The following is a 15,474-nucleotide window of genomic DNA, read 5'->3' on the forward strand; positions in this document are numbered from 1 at the left end:
GTCAGGGTGGCGAAAATAGAAGCCTTGCCAACTATGATCGTGTTTTATTTACAGCGGCCTGTTAGTTCAATTTATCGGCAAGTAGTCGCAAATAGACGCCGTTTGTCCAGCCGAAGCCGTCCTGATTCGGGTACTCACCTCCGCCAGTAGTTAAGGCGGCATCGACCACATTATATTTTTCCATCATTTTACCCGTTGCCCGGAATACCTTGTCGTTCAGTTCCAGCCAGCGGTCACGACCTTCATGAGCTGTTTCGGTAAACCCATAGTTGGTTAAACCCTGATACACAATCCACTGCAAAGGTGCCCATCCGTTAGGCCAATCCCACTGTTGGCCGGTTTGGTTCAGTGTTGTCACCCAACCGCCGGCTTGCAAAAAATCGGCTTTGAGTCGATCATGAACGCGGGTAGCCTGTTCAGGAGTAGCAAGGTTAAAAAATAATGGAAACACCCCTGCCAACGTTAGTGTATCGGTTTGACGACCGGCGACCGCATCGTAATCGTGAAAAAATCCGGTTTCCTCGTTCCAGAATGTCTGCTGGATAGCCTTCTCACGATCTTTAATCAGCCAGTCATACTCATCGTAAGCCATCTTGTATAAACCACTCTGATTATAGGCATCATGCAGGGTTATTTCGAGCAAATAAAGCAGGCAATTCAAATCAACCGGAACAATATCAGCCGAATGAATTGTGGCCATTGTTTGCTGATCTCTAAACCAGCGGCTACTAAAATCCCAACCCGATTCGCAGGCAGCCCGAATATGATTATACAATTCCTCTGGCATTACACCAAGCGATTCAGTTTCTTCGGTTAATTCAATTTCCTGGCGATACGCTTCGGGGCGGGGTGCAGGCGTATCGTCCCAATACCGATTCAAAACCTTATTGTCATCTATTTTTACAACGCGTTTATTAATCGGCTTGGCATCCGTCAATCCACGACGTCCATCCATCCAGAAATCGTATTCCCGTTCCAGTTGCGGTAGGTATTTCTTCAACGTGTCTTGGCCATCAATATCAGCGAGCAACTGTACCATCAAGGCAAAATAGGGTGGCTGCGACCGGCTTAAAAAATAGGTACGGTTACCGTTTGGAATGAAGCCGAACGTATCAATCAGGTAGGCAAAATTGTCGAGCATGCCACGCATTAAACCAACCTTACCCGATTCGTTGAGGCCGAGCATAGTAAAGTAGCTGTCCCAATAGAAAATTTCTCGGAACCGCCCGCCCGGTACGACGTATGGATGCGGCAACGGCACCCGCGAACTGCCCTCTACGGGTACGTCGGCTTGACGGGTGAGCCGGTCCCACAGCCGGTTAATGTGTTCAGCCGTGCTGATGGACGTATCGCTGACGTAATTGTCAGCAACGCTCTCTGGCACAACAAAATAATTATGCACAAATGCACTCAGATCGAAATCAGTTTTTGTTTTCTCAGCTTCGTACAGCGCAACGATATTGGCCGGAACGAGTTTGGGCACACAGTCTACAAATGTTTTCGAGTCGGCGAAAACGTGGCCTAGCTGCACATCGTGAAACAAGCTGCCAAAGAGTTGATCGGGTGATTGAGGGAAGGATAAATTTGCCAAAGTAGAATAAATACGTTTCTGATAGTGTAACAAAAAAGGACTCCATTTGTCGTTGTGCGTCCGACTGGAGTGACAAAAATGCGAAATACGCAAGTACAACGGATAAAAAACAATAGATATAAACGCGTATGTTTAGTGACCTAAATCTATTAACCACCGTACATAATGACTCACTGGCGTATTAAGCTTTCACTGTTTCTTAATTACTTCGTTTTCGCAATCCTGCTTAACAGCGTTGGAACCGTGATTTTACAGGTTCAAAATAATTACGGCGTGTCCTCTTCGTCGGCCAGTATACTCGAAGCATTTAAAGATTTGACGATTGCTATTGTCTCTTTTGTTGTAGCCTCTTACATTACCCGTATCGGCTATAAACGGGCCATGCTGGCCGCGTTGGCCCTAGTGGCGCTAGCTTGTTTACTAATGCCGCAGGTACCCGCATTCTGGACGACTAAACTGTTGTTTGCTGCCACGGGAGCCGGTTTTGCGCTTATTAAAGTATCGATTTTTGCGACCATCGGCCTCATCACAAAAGACTCGAATGAACACGCTAGTTTCATGAATTTTCTGGAGTCGTTTTTTATGGTTGGTGTTCTGTCAGGCTATTTCTTATTCAGTGCCTTCGTCGATGATACAAACCCGCAGTCCACAGCCTGGCTGACAGTTTACTATGTTCTGGCAGGCATTGCCTTAGTGGCCTTTCTGTTGTTGCTCAGCACGCCCATCGACGAATCAAGTGTTCAGCACGAAGCTACGAAAAGCCTTGCCGACGACTTGGGCGATATGTTCCGTTTAGCCATTACGCCCGTTGTATTGGTGTTCGTTATTACGGCCTTCGTCTATGTGCTGATGGAACAGGGAATTATGAGTTGGCTACCAACTTTCAACAGTAAAATTCTACGACTTCCCACATCCCTCAGCATTGAAATGGCTAGTATTCTGGCCGCGTCAACGGCCCTCGGACGGTTTCTGGCCGGGCTGGTATTGGGCCGAATATCGTGGTACTGGCTTCTAATGGTTTGCTTAATGGTATCGGCGGGGTTGGTCCTTTTAGCCTTACCACTGGCGTCTTCGGTTGACGGGCGGGCGGTAACGGGCTGGGGCGATGCACCTATAGCAGCCTTCATTTTTCCCTTGATTGGTCTCTTTATCGCCCCAATTTACCCAGCCATCAACTCAGCTATTTTGAGCAGTTTACCCCTGCGCCAACACGGACCAATGGCGGGTCTGATTGTGATTTTCTCGGCCCTCGGCGGCACAACGGGTTCCATTATTACGGGTCATATTTTTGAGGCTTACGGAGGACAGACCGCCTTTTATTTTTCACTCGTACCAATTATCCTGTTGCTAATATTAATTACCATATTTAGCCAGATGAAAAAGCGCGTACTGGCGTAACATGGCCTTTATTTCCCCACCACATATCCCGGCCCCATGAGCAACTGGCCCGGCCGCTGACCCGTGTGCCGACTGTTTTCGACAACGGGTGTTCCGTTGACTAAGACCCACGAGATCCCTGTCGTGTAAGCGTGGGGCTGATCATAGGTGGCGCGGTCAGTAATGGTTTTTTCATCGAACAGCACAATGTCAGCCGCATAACCGGGGCGGAGAAGACCCCGATCCGTTAGTCGAAAACGCTGGGCAGGTAAGGAAGTCATGCGCCGAACGGCTTCTTCCAGCGGGATAATATGGCGTTCGCGCACATAGCGACCCAACACGCGGGCGTTGGTACCATACCCACGCGGATGCGGCATGCCCGACCCAAACGCAGAAACGCCTGCGTCGGAGGCAATCATGGTGTTCGGGTAACGCATAATGGTTTCTACATCGGTTTCAGACATAGTGTGATAGACCATTTGCACATGCTTCATGTTGCACCGCTCCATCAGATCCATAACCAGATCGGCCTCAGTAGCGGCTGTGTTTTGCCGTCCTAATTTCTGATTTATCTTACTGATATTCATACCATTAAACGTTGTGTCGGCTCCGTAATACGACACCACAGCGTACTCATAGTTTTTGCGTAGGTTTTTCGTTAGTGTTTCCAGCATTTCGGTCCGAATTTTGGCGCGGGTAGCCGGAGTACGAAACCGAGTTAGCACCGCCGAATCACCATCAGCCAACGCCCATGACGGGATGATACTGGCCAGCGATGTGCTGGAGGCAGTATACGGATATTGATCGACCGTTATATCCAGTCCTTCACGGCGGGCCGCTTCGACCAATTCAATCGTCTCGGTGCTTTTACCCCAAAGCGGTTTACTGGCTACTTTAAAGTGTGATATTTCAACGGGAATATGGGCTTCCCGGCTAATTAGAATGGCTTCTTCGATGGCTTGTTTAACGTTCTGCCCCTCATTGCGAATGTGTGACGCATAAAGCCCACCATAACGCGACGCCACACTGGCTAATTTGACAATTTCGGGGGTGTGCGCATATGTACCGGGCGTATAAATCAGGCCGGTAGAAATACCAACAGCGCCGTCTTTCATGGCCTGTTCAACCAGCGTTTCCATTTCGGTTTGCTCGCGGGCAGTTGGGTCGCGGAAGGCCGTTTTCATAACCCTCAATCGCACAGAGTTATGGCCAACCAGCGAGCCTAGATTTACCGAAATTCCCTGGGCACGAAGGGTATCGAAATACGTTCGAAGGTTTGTATGAGAATCCCCACAGTTTCCGGTTATTAATGTTGTGACGCCGTCGTACACAAAGTTTTGTGCGCCGGGCTGAACTTCCAGATCGCCTTCCACATGGGTATGTACGTCAATAAAACCAGGCGCAACAATTAGTCCGGTTGCATCGATGGTTCGTTTGGCATCGGCTGCCGCCACCGGCCCTACCCGAACAATACGCCCATTCTGGATAGCCACATCAGCCTGTATCCAGGGGTTGCCCGTCCCATCTATAACCCGGCCATTTTTGATAACAAGATCATAAGGTGGTTGTGCGTAGAGAAAACAGGGTAAAAGCAGATAGAGAATGACGGAGAGAAAACGGCACATAGCTTCTTACGAGGAGGTTACAGAAGTCCAATTCAACCTTCAATTAGGTCTTTTTTTTCGTTAAGACCTAATTTTAAGGGGGATTGCCAGCCGTACTGACCTAAGTAGAGAAATGAGGAATTTGTATGCTGGAATAATTCCTACATTTGGTCAACTGATGATGAACGTTACTCTAACCGGAGTTTCGGTAGTCTTCAACAATCTTTTCCCACTCGCTCGATGAAACGACTTCTTATCTTTCTACTACTGTTTGGTGTAACGGTAATCAGCTTTTCACAGCCATCGAAACCCACTTTTCTAATTCCCCTGAGTCCGCGTCTGGCTAATTACCAGATTAATGTAACACTCGATCCAGTCTCTAAAAAACTCGCTGGTCGGGAAACGCTGACATGGCGAAATTCATCGAACGATGTGATTCGAGAGTTGCAGTTTCACCTGTATCTCAACGCCTTTCGAAATGAACAATCCACCTTTATGCGCGAATCGGGTGGACAGTTGCGGGGTGATGAAATTGATCGTAACGCTAAACAAAACCCCTACGGGTCTATTGATATTGTTTCCATGAAGGTGCGCGGTGGCGAGACGCTGGCGTATGAGTTTATCCACCCTGATGACCAAAATCGCGACGATCACACGGTGATTCGGGTGCCGCTGAGCAAACCTGTCGGGCCGGGCGAAACCATCGTTCTAGACATTGCATTCCGGGCCAAATTGCCTAAGATATTTGCTCGAACGGGCTTTAGCCGCGACTTTTTTCTGGTGGGGCAATGGTTCCCGAAAATCGGTGTGTACGAATCGGTCGGAATGCGCTACCAGGCCGCTGGTCCGGGAAAAACCGGGCAGTGGAACTGCCATCAGTTGCACGCTAACTCCGAATTTTATGCCGATTATGGCGTTTATGACGTGACTATGACCACGCCGAAAGACTATTGGGTAAGCGCAACCGGCCTGTTTCAGTCTGAGAAACTACATAGCAACAACACTAAAACCGTTCGCTACCATGCCGAAGATGTAGTGGATTTTGCCTGGACAGCCTCACCCCATTTTCAGGTTGTAAATGATCAATGGAAACGCCCTACTGGTGGTTCTGTCAGCATTGAACTGGCGATGCAACCAGAACATTTGCATCAGGCTAAACGATATTCAGATGCGGCAAAGGCAGCACTGGCGTATTTTGATAAACATCTCGGCAAATATCCGTTTCCAAACCTCACCATTATAGACCCTCCCCTTCATGCTCAGGGATCGTTTGGCATGGAATATCCAACGTTTATTACAGCTGGATCCGCCTGGTTTCTGCCCAGTGGAGTACGATTTCCTGAAGAAGTAACCATCCATGAGTTTGGGCATCAATATTTCATGCAATTACTGGCCACAAACGAGTTCGAAGAAGCCTGGCTAGATGAAGGCTTTAACCAATATTACGAAGGCCGCATACTGGACGCAACCTATGGCCCGCGCTCGTCGCAGATCGATTTGTTCGGCTTCGGCATGGGTGATTTGGAAAATTCGCGGGATAGTTATGTGCACCAGGATAATCCAGCCATTGGGTCGTCGTTTGGCAATAGCTGGCAATTACCGGACGGTCAATATGGTGTACTTACCTATTCCAAAACGGCAACCTGGCTACGAACGTTGGAAGGCTTGGTGAGTAGACCGGTGATGGACGAAATCATGCAGACCTATTTTATACGATGGAAGTTTAAACATCCAGACGGCCAGAATTTTATTGACATCGTGAATGAGGTTGTGCCAAAGCGACTCGGCACCAAATACGGTCCCGATATGAACTGGTTTTTTGCCCAGGCGCTTTACGGCGACAACGTTATTGATTACGAACTTCTTTCGCTTAAAAACAGAAAGCGAGACGGCAAACAGCAGTGCGTTGTAACCGTGCAAAACAACGGCGATGGAAAGTTTCCAGTGGATGTACTGGTTCATTTTGACAATGGCCGTGAATCGAGGCTATTTTGGGATGGCAAGGGCCGCCAACACCAATTTACGCTTACCCAAAACGCAAAGGCGGTTTGGGCCAAAGTGGACCCGAAACAAACGATTTACATGGATACAAACATGAACAACAACAGTTTAACGCTGGACCCTTCTACAGCGCCGGCAGCTAAATTTGCTGCGAAGTTTTTGTTCTGGATTGAAAACTGGATGCAATGGCTGGCCTGGCTGGCGTAACTTTTGACCACTTTTAGTAAGCAGATGACCTTCTCCGAAATAACCGACCTCCTTGCCGCTCAGTTTGGTCCAGATTTTCAAGTTAATACCCAAAATATACAGCCATACTTCACTGTTCCGGTTGAGCAACTGGTTGACGTATGCCAGTTCCTGCGTGATGATGAGCGACTCTTTTTCGACTTATTAGCCTGTATCACAGCCATCGACAACGGACCACAGGTCAACACAATGGAAGTCATTTACAACCTTACGTCTATTCCCTACGAACATAATCTGATGCTGAAGATCGTTGTGCCGCGCAATGATACTAATAAAGCTTTACCCTCGGTGCCGAGTATAGCCCATATCTGGCGAACAGCCGACTGGCATGAGCGAGAAGCGTTCGACCTCGTAGGAATTCATTTTGACAATCATCCCGACCTGCGCCGAATTTTGCTTCCTACCGATTGGGTTGGGCACCCACTCCGCGTCGATTACGAGGAAGAAGAGCAATATCATGGTATAAAAACGAAATAAGCCGTCGTCATTTTAACATGATTCTTGACTGTTTGTCAATTTCGTTTGTTATTGTTTTATCTGTTTTCCTAAAGCAATGAAAAACCTTTATAGAACTCTTTTTAGCTTACTGCTTACCGCCCTCGTTTTCACCCCTTTTATAAGCCACGCCCAAATCGACTCGGTTGTCGTGACAGGCCGCATCCGTCATCTATCGGCTCGGCTCTATCGGGAATCGCCTACAGTTCTTGTAAGCCGCAACAACATTTTGCAAGCCAGCCGCGAACTGGTTCGCCCGGCACCACTTAATGTGGACGGTACATTTCGGGTATCGCTACCCCTGATTTACCCGCTCGAAGAAATGTATTTCAATTACGGCCGTATCTCAACCGCTTTTCTGGCTGCGCCCGGTACGCTAAGCATCGACCTGGATGCAGACTCGTTGTTTACGGCGGCTGTCCCGTTTCGATTTGGGGGTGTCAACGCGCAGGTGAATGGACAATTCGCTCGTTATAAGGCATTTGAAGCAACTTATCCAAACAAGCCGGATGGCCAGAAACTGACCGGGCTGATTAGTAACCAGACGAGCAGCAAAGCCTATGATGTACTGTTATCGGCTTACCGCGCTCCTTTCGACAAGTTTACAACCAAAGAGAAAGTGTTTCCGCTTCTAGCGCGTTGGGTAATGGCAAACAACCGTTACAATTCGGCGGCCTTTTTGTACGATAAAGCGGTCTATGAGAATGAGAAAATCCCAGTTACATTAACTGATTCACTCCGTCCGGCCAACGACAACATTCTCACGGCGGCCCGTGCCTCGGCTATGAATCGCTTTGCCGTTTACGCGACTACGCAAGCGTCAACCCAAGCAAGTAATACCCGGTCGAACGGCCTTACGGTTCGGGCACTCTCTATTTTACTCGAACGATACGGTAAAAATCTAACCGCCGATGAGCATATTCGACTAAGTGACTACGCTTTGTCAAACACGGCCCGTGCCTCAGATTTGAAATTTTTCGACGGCTTAGTGAAGCGAAGCCCCGATACACTTCAGCGGTTGGTTAACTATGAAATGTTGATTCAACGCAGTATTCGGCAATTCGATAGTGTGGCTGTAAATTACGTAGCGGCCTATTGGTTAGCGACATCACTCCCCGGTCTAACGCTCAACTTTGCTCAGTTGCTCTATAGTTATGGCCGTCCGCAGGTGAAAGGTCCGGCCCTGGCACAGTCGCTCGATGAACTGTATCGTCTCGAAGTGAAAGACAGCACTCGCATTCGGGCAGCTATTCAAACACTAAAAAAAGCAGGTAACAGCGCATCAGCATTAGAAATATCATCTGGCGTTTTCGTGACAAAATCTACCCTTGGCAGTGGATCCGCACTTTTCGATCAGGTCATAAAAGCGAACCGGGGCAAAGTAATTTACCTGCTCTTCTTTTCGCCCTCCGACGATGCGGGTCGGCAAGCCGCGCTCGACGCCCAACGCCTGCGTAATGCTTACAGCTCACGCGATTTTTCCCTGATTTATTTGCCGCTTCCGGGTACAGATCAGTCGCTGTGGCCCGAAATTGCGACGCGCTACAATTTAACTGGCGACCATCTATTAGTAACTGATTCCCAATTGATAGACGCCGTTGACCAACTGCGATCCAACAGCGAACTCTCGGCAACGGTCATCAACCGAACGGGTAAGATTGTAAAACGAAACGCGCCCTTACCGAGCGCGTTCGAAGAAGCAAAGAAATTATTGGATAAAAACTTATGAGTTGCGAAAGCGTGAATAAAATAAAGGCTGCCTTTTTCAGATAAGAAATAATACGTCCGTAAAAGCTGGTCTACCTATGATGAAGTAAGAAAGCTAGCTATTACGGACGTATCAATAAAAAATACTGTGATCTATAATCCGTATTGATCTAGCAAATAAACCAGTGCCGCCATCGAAGCGGCACCAAGTTCGAGTTCGCGCTGACTGATCGCTTCAAACTTATCTACAGCCGTGTGGTGGTAATCAAAATAACGCTGCGAATCGGGTTTAAAACCGAATAACACCGTGCCTAATTGCGCTAATGGCCCAATGTCGGCTCCGCCACCACCGGCCCCAATATCAGTTAGGCCGTAGGGGGCCAGGAGCGGTTTCCAGGGCATAACTTTCTCCCGTTGTTCGGGTGTACCCACAATACCGAAACCACGCGGGGTAAATCCGCCATTGTCGGACTCGATGGCAGCGATATGTTTTTCGTTATTCTTTTTTGCCAGATCAGCGTATTGAACACCCCCACGCAACCCATTTTCTTCATTCATGAACATCACCGCCCGAATCGTGCGCTTGGGTTTAATGCCCAATGATTTCATAATTCGTAGCACTTCAATAGACTGAACACAACCAGAACCATCATCGTGGGCACCTTCGGCTATGTCCCACGAGTCCAAATGACCACCAACGACAATGATCTCATCGGGTTTTTCGCTGCCCTTTATCTCACCCACTACATTGTATGATTTAGCATCGGGCAACGTCTCGCAATTTTGCTTAAAATAAAAAGTGAGGTTAGGGTTCTCCGCGAGTAACTTACTTAGCAAATCAGCCCCGTTGGTACTAATGGCCGCCGTTGGAATTAGTGCCACCCCCGTACCATAACGCATTCCACCCGTGTGCGGATTATCGTCGTGAACATTGGTCATGGAGCGGACAATTGCCCCAACAGCCCCAAGTTTAGCAGCTTCTGTTGCGCCATTAGCCCGCTGATCGACCGCTCCACCGTACGCTTCGAATGTATTAATTTTAGTCGGGTCCATCGGGCGATTAAAAAAGACAATTTTACCCTTCACCTTATCGGCCCCTAATGCCCGCAGTTCAGGAAAAGTTTTAACCTCAATTATACCCGCTTCGACACCCTTGGCGGCTGTTGCCACAGAACCACCCAGAGCAGCAATCGGCACCGTTATTTTCTGCTTGCCATTATGAATAAAGGCTTCCTCTTTAGCACCGCGTACCCAGTGAGGTACCATCACATCCTGCAAAAACACCCGGTCGAACCCTTGCTGTTCCATTACTTGTTTAGTCCAGTCGACAGCTTTCTGCGCCCCCGTTGAACCGCTCAAACGCGGACCAACCTGTTTGGTCAAATGACGCAGCCACTCATAGGATTTGCCGTTGGCTAAGGCTTCGTTATAAATTTTCCGGATAGTGACGGAATCGGCATTTTGGGCCTGTGCGTAGCCAATAAATAGAGTAAAGAAAAGCGTAATCGTTTTTTTCATGACCGGGCGGTTGTATTAGTTAAGAAGGCAATATACAGAAAAGCCCGACCGCTTTCCAGCAATCGGGCCTTTGGGCTACTCCTCTCTATGCAAGATGAGATGAATTACATATTAATTGCCCGATTGTCCGTAGCTGCCAGACAGGCTTCTTTAAAGGCTTCGGTATAGGTTGGATGTGCGTGTGACATCCGTGACACATCTTCGGCAGAAGCCCGGAACTCCATAGCAACAACGGCTTCAGCAATCATATCGGCGGCACGGGCACCAATCATGTGAACGCCCAAAATCTCGTCGGTTTCCTTATGAGCCAGCACTTTTACCAGTCCATCAATGTCCATACTCGCCCGGGCGCGTCCCAGTGCTTTGAACGGAAACGAACCCACTTTGTAGGGAATGCCTTCCTGTTTTACTTCCTCTTCTGTGTAGCCCACTGAGGCAACTTCAGGCCACGTGTACACCACTCCCGGAATTAGCCGGTAGTGAATATGCGGTTTTTGGCCTACGATAGTTTCGGCAATGAACGTCCCTTCTTCTTCGGCTTTGTGTGCCAGCATGGCTCCGCGAATTACGTCGCCGAGTGCGTAAATATGGGGTACGCTCGTACGTAGGTAATTGTCTACCTCAACTTTGCCCCGGTTGTCAGTTTTCAGACCAGCCGCTTCCAGATTCAGCCCGTCGGTATACGGACGACGACCAACTGACACTAAACAATAATCGCCGGTAAGGGTAATCTGCTCCCCTTTCGGTGTGTCAATACTTACAACGACCTCATCGCCGGTGTTTTCAACCTTCGTAACTTTGTGGTTGAAATAAAAATCAGCACCGAGTTTTTTGATGACTTTCTGGAGCTCTTTGCCCATCGTTTTATCCATCGTCGGAATCATCGAATCGGCAAACTCCACGAAAGATACTTTCGAACCAAGCCGGGCATAGACCGAACCCAACTCTGCACCAATAACACCCGCGCCAATGACAATCAGGTGTTTTGGTATTTCCAGAAGTGTGAGGGCTTCAGTTGAGGTAATAACCCGTTTTTTGTCAATCGGCATCGAAGGAAACGACATAGGTTTCGAACCTGTCGCAATGATGATATTTTTCCCTTTGATGATCTGCTCCGAGCCGTCACTTTTAACGATTTTGATGGTGTGCGGGTCAACGAACGAGCCGACGCCGTGAAGCTCGTCGATCTTGTTCTTCTTCATTAGAAAGGCAATTCCCTTCGTTGTCTGATCAACCACATTTGTTTTACGGGCAATCATCTGCGCCAGATCAACCTGTAAATCTGCCAGCTTAATACCGTGCTCGGCAAACGTGTGGGATGCATTATAGTAATGTTCCGACGAGTCGAGTAGCGCCTTCGACGGAATGCACCCTACGTTGAGACAGGTGCCGCCCAGTGACGGGTATTTTTCGATAATGGCCGTTTTTAGTCCGAGTTGGGCACAACGAATTGCGCCAGTGTAGCCGCCTGGCCCCGAACCAATAACAATAACATCGTATTCCATAGAATTTGATAAAAAAACCTGAGAAGAAAGACGCCAGACAAAAGAAGAAAGGCATCGGCAAGGTCTATAATAGACAAACTATCCTTGTTTAAAGTCTTACTCTTTCGTCCAATAAATAAAGCATTCTGACTGCAAATTTGGTTCAGAATTCGATTGCCCAAACCGATTTGCAAAAAATCGTGTTGGTAGTTCCATAAGGCTCTCCCTATCCAGAGCCGTTTTGTCCTGATTTATGCGTTTCGTTTATCCTGTTCTTATTTTTGCCACCCTGTTAATCAGTAGTTGTACCGACCCCGCTCAGCAAAATCAACCCAACATGTATTACGACGTGTTAGGCTACGTGAACGGTCAGATTGCTGATTTATCTGCAAAAAAACCAGCTATCAGTAAGACGGTTGCAATTAACGAAAAACGAAATCAACAAACCACCCACGACATCAACTGGAGTCGTGAACTGGAATTATTTACTCAGGCAGACATCAACAAATCGGCACTTCGCAGCAGTTATCAGATTGCCCGGCCCGATTCGCTGACCTACCAGTACACCTTAAAAAATTCGGAGGAGCGTTTAACTGTCCGGTCGCTACGAGTAAAAGTAGATTCTATAACCCGCAAGCCACGCCAGATTGAAGCCGTTTTACAGACGAATAATCCTCTTTACTCATCGGAGCGGCACCTTCTGCTCGAAAGTGGACCTAATGCCAACCGGCAATGGGGCGTAAAGCATTATACGGTGTCAGGCTTCCAGAAGCTACCGTATTTCGACAAGAATGAGTTTCTGGTTGACGGGCGATTGCAGTAAAAATTCGGGCTTGATCAGACCGTTGTTAAGTTTGAGGAAACGGGTAGAATAAAAATAAAGGTGGTGCCCTCACCTACGCCGGAGTGTATCTCGTAACGACCCCGGATGAGGTCCATCCGGGCCTGAATATTATGAAGTCCCATGCCTGTTGCATCGGCAGGGTTCATGCCGCAGCCGTTATCTTTCACAATCATATTCAACTCATTGTTAAACTGCCGGAACAGAATATCGGCCTCAGTAGCTTCGGAGTGCCGGAGAATGTTGCTGCACAGTTCAATACAAATCGAGTATAAATTAAACTCAGTGGTTTTGTCTAACCGGGGTAGTTCTACATTGTCTAACCGAAACGCGACTTTTTGAGTAAGATTGAGTTTACTGACTAAGCGCGCCAGAGCCTCCGACAATCCCTGTTTTTCCAATTCATCGGGCTGTAGATTGTGCGACAAGTAGCGAATCTCAGCGAAGGCTTCTTTGGTCATAGTCAGCAGGTTATGGTAAATCTGCTGCTCCCTTTCGGCCATGTGAGCCGGATTGAGGGCCGACATACTGACTTTGATAGCCGCTAAGAGTCCACCGAGACTATCGTGCAAATCAGCCGCCATTCGCTTGCGTTCGAGCGTTTGTCCCCGCAACAAGGCTTCCTCAATTTCCCGGTTTTTAGCGCGTAGCTGGTCGTTAGCCTCCTTCAGTTCAACCGTTCGGGCCACTACTTTATCTTCCAAATCCCAATTCAATCCTTCAATTTCACGTTTCTGGCGATTGATTAAGCGATTTTTTCGGTAGTAAACAGCCACAAAACCAAACAGCATAGCTAACCCACCCACCAGAATTATCCGCATGAGGCTTGCTTGTTCAATGTCGTGGCTCAATTTATCGATATGAGCCCGTTGCTCCAATCGACTTTTCTGTGATTCAGCCTTTAGCCGCTCGGTTTCTATACGCTGCCGAAGTTGGTTCACCCGAGTTTCACTGGCCAATTGGTCACGTTCGGCTTCTGATCGTAAGCGAGCGATTTCCGCCTGTCGGCGAACATTTATTAACTGCTGCTGCTGAATAACGCGCTCCTTATCGGCGGCAAGACGCACCTGATTAATATCATACTTCTTCTGCACCGCCGACAACTCATCAATGCGTTTAAGATTCGTCAGACTATCGCGCAACATACAATATTCTTCATACATGGCCAGTGCCTGAGCAGGCTGATTAGCCAGCCGATAAGCCTGATAGAGCGATTGAGTAGCCATCTGCCGGATACGAACAAACCCCGATTTTCGCGCTACTGCAACGGCTTTTTCGCCAAATTCAATAGCCAGATTAGGCTTTTTCATTAACGTATATCCATCTGCTAGCCGAGCCCAAACAGCCGCTTGGCCACCCCGATCATTAAGTTGGCTCCAAACAGCAAGGGCATCGTCAAAAAATTTAATAGCCTGCTCAGGTTGATGTCGACTGAGAAAAAAATCACCTAATCGCTCATTGGCATAGGCTACGTTTATCTGCGAATGGACATCTAAGGCAATCTGTCGGCTCGCTTCGTATTGTTGACGCGCTTGCTCAAACTGGCCGCGAATTTCATAAACCTCCCCTATTTGTGTAATGGCCTGACTGGTTAGTAATTTTCGGTTTTTGGAAGTCAGTAAGGTATTCACACCCAGCAAACTCTGAGAAAGTTGATAACTCCGGAGCGCATTATCATACTCTTTTAAGAGCATATAAATATCGCCCATGTTCATTTGCACCTGCCAACGCGGAGAACTTCCACGAGGTAATTTCACACATAATTCAGAGGCTCGCTGATTAATACGGAGTGCCTGTGGGTAATCGCCCTTTACCGTTCGAAGGTAATGTTCCTGTAGCATCATACCACGTACAGCATACAGGGTATTATGATAGCGTAATGCCTGGTCTTCCAACTTCTGCGCATACAAAAAACTACTGTCGCGCTGCTGGCCATGCATTTGTTTAAATACCAAGGCCATAAACCGTAATCCTTCAAGACGTAAGGTATCGTTATGCTGGCTACGTGGCAAGAGACCAGCATTTTGCCGGTGTGTTCGGCCCAGAGTAAGCAAACTATCCATATAAATAGCATCGCCCCGCCGGTCGAAATTCAATTCCGGCAACTTAAGCCACAATTGCCCGAAGCAGGTTATGCATAAGCCAGACAATAAGATTGTAAGACAAAGTGATTTCATAGGGCGCTTACCAGCTTACCCAACAGCCGATAGGAACCCCTAAATTAAATATTTAGTCCAGTAAATCAATAAGTTGGATGAAAATCCATTCATTTTGCGTATCTTGTATTGAGATATAGTTGCCTCGATATAAAAGCAATCCTCTATTTATTAAACGGGCTAAAAATAGTGTCAGACAAATACTGGAGCCACATAAAAGAAGTATATAAAAAAATTGATATGATTTTAAACGGTTAGGCCTTAATTTGAATCTATAGTGTGTTGTCAAACGTAAGTACAATAATTTCCAAGAATAAGCTAGATTTGGCAAAAGCCTGATAATCCGACATTTTTCTTCCTAATAGATGAAGTTTTTAAGAAAAAAACTACCGTTTGGCAGATTTTTTGCAGCATTAATTTGCAATTAAGCCTATCTTTTTATTACTTTTAAGGC

The 15,474-nt window shown here is 47.5% G+C and carries 10 protein-coding genes; 5 read left to right on the forward strand and 5 right to left on the reverse strand.

Features of this window, described 5'->3' with window-relative positions; all coding sequences use genetic code 11:
- Positions 1-61: 61 nt before the first annotated feature.
- Positions 62-1,591 (reverse strand): alpha,alpha-trehalase TreA, encoded by a 1,530-nt coding sequence (gene treA, locus ACFS25_RS19535; protein WP_381504342.1) that lies wholly within the window; start codon positions 1,589-1,591, stop codon positions 62-64.
- Between the two features lie 165 nt (positions 1,592-1,756).
- Here treA and ACFS25_RS19540 point away from each other — a divergent pair, with 165 nt between their 5' ends.
- Positions 1,757-2,989 (forward strand): MFS transporter, encoded by a 1,233-nt coding sequence (locus ACFS25_RS19540; RefSeq protein ID WP_381504343.1) that lies wholly within the window; start codon positions 1,757-1,759, stop codon positions 2,987-2,989.
- Positions 2,990-2,997: 8 nt separating this feature from the next.
- On the opposite strand, the gene ACFS25_RS19545 is transcribed toward ACFS25_RS19540, so the two are convergent.
- Positions 2,998-4,593, reverse strand: a complete 1,596-nt coding sequence (locus ACFS25_RS19545; RefSeq protein WP_381504344.1) for an N-acyl-D-amino-acid deacylase family protein — start codon at positions 4,591-4,593, stop codon at positions 2,998-3,000.
- 219 nt (positions 4,594-4,812) lie between these two features.
- Here ACFS25_RS19545 and ACFS25_RS19550 point away from each other — a divergent pair, with 219 nt between their 5' ends.
- The 3 genes from ACFS25_RS19550 (at position 4,813) to ACFS25_RS19560 (ending at position 9,043) form a co-directional block, all read left to right on the forward strand.
- A complete protein-coding gene (locus ACFS25_RS19550; RefSeq protein WP_381504345.1) occupies positions 4,813-6,780 on the forward strand; it encodes a M1 family metallopeptidase in 1,968 nt (655 codons plus the stop codon).
- Positions 6,781-6,804: 24 nt separating this feature from the next.
- Positions 6,805-7,296 carry an NADH-quinone oxidoreductase subunit C gene (locus tag ACFS25_RS19555; RefSeq protein ID WP_381504346.1) on the forward strand — a complete coding sequence of 164 codons (492 nt, stop codon included), beginning with the start codon at positions 6,805-6,807 and terminating at the stop codon, positions 7,294-7,296.
- 76 nt (positions 7,297-7,372) lie between these two features.
- Positions 7,373-9,043 (forward strand): hypothetical protein, encoded by a 1,671-nt coding sequence (locus tag ACFS25_RS19560; RefSeq protein ID WP_381504347.1) that lies wholly within the window; start codon positions 7,373-7,375, stop codon positions 9,041-9,043.
- A 131-nt stretch (positions 9,044-9,174) separates the two neighbouring features.
- Here ACFS25_RS19560 and ACFS25_RS19565 read toward each other — a convergent pair whose 3' ends face one another.
- On the reverse strand, positions 9,175-10,539 hold the full coding sequence (locus ACFS25_RS19565) for a M28 family peptidase (RefSeq protein ID WP_381504348.1): 1,365 nt from the start codon (positions 10,537-10,539) through the stop codon (positions 9,175-9,177).
- 104 nt (positions 10,540-10,643) lie between these two features.
- Positions 10,644-12,044 carry a dihydrolipoyl dehydrogenase gene (lpdA, locus tag ACFS25_RS19570; RefSeq protein ID WP_381504350.1) on the reverse strand — a complete coding sequence of 467 codons (1,401 nt, stop codon included), beginning with the start codon at positions 12,042-12,044 and terminating at the stop codon, positions 10,644-10,646.
- 232 nt (positions 12,045-12,276) lie between these two features.
- Here lpdA and ACFS25_RS19575 point away from each other — a divergent pair, with 232 nt between their 5' ends.
- Positions 12,277-12,846 (forward strand): hypothetical protein, encoded by a 570-nt coding sequence (locus ACFS25_RS19575; protein WP_381504351.1) that lies wholly within the window; start codon positions 12,277-12,279, stop codon positions 12,844-12,846.
- Between the two features lie 14 nt (positions 12,847-12,860).
- On the opposite strand, the gene ACFS25_RS19580 is transcribed toward ACFS25_RS19575, so the two are convergent.
- Positions 12,861-15,041, reverse strand: a complete 2,181-nt coding sequence (locus ACFS25_RS19580; RefSeq protein ID WP_381504353.1) for a tetratricopeptide repeat protein — start codon at positions 15,039-15,041, stop codon at positions 12,861-12,863.
- Positions 15,042-15,474 lie beyond the last annotated feature (433 nt).

It is taken from the genome of Spirosoma flavum, assembly GCF_042686045.1.
Taxonomy (GTDB): Bacteria; Bacteroidota; Bacteroidia; order Cytophagales; family Spirosomataceae; genus Spirosoma; species Spirosoma flavum.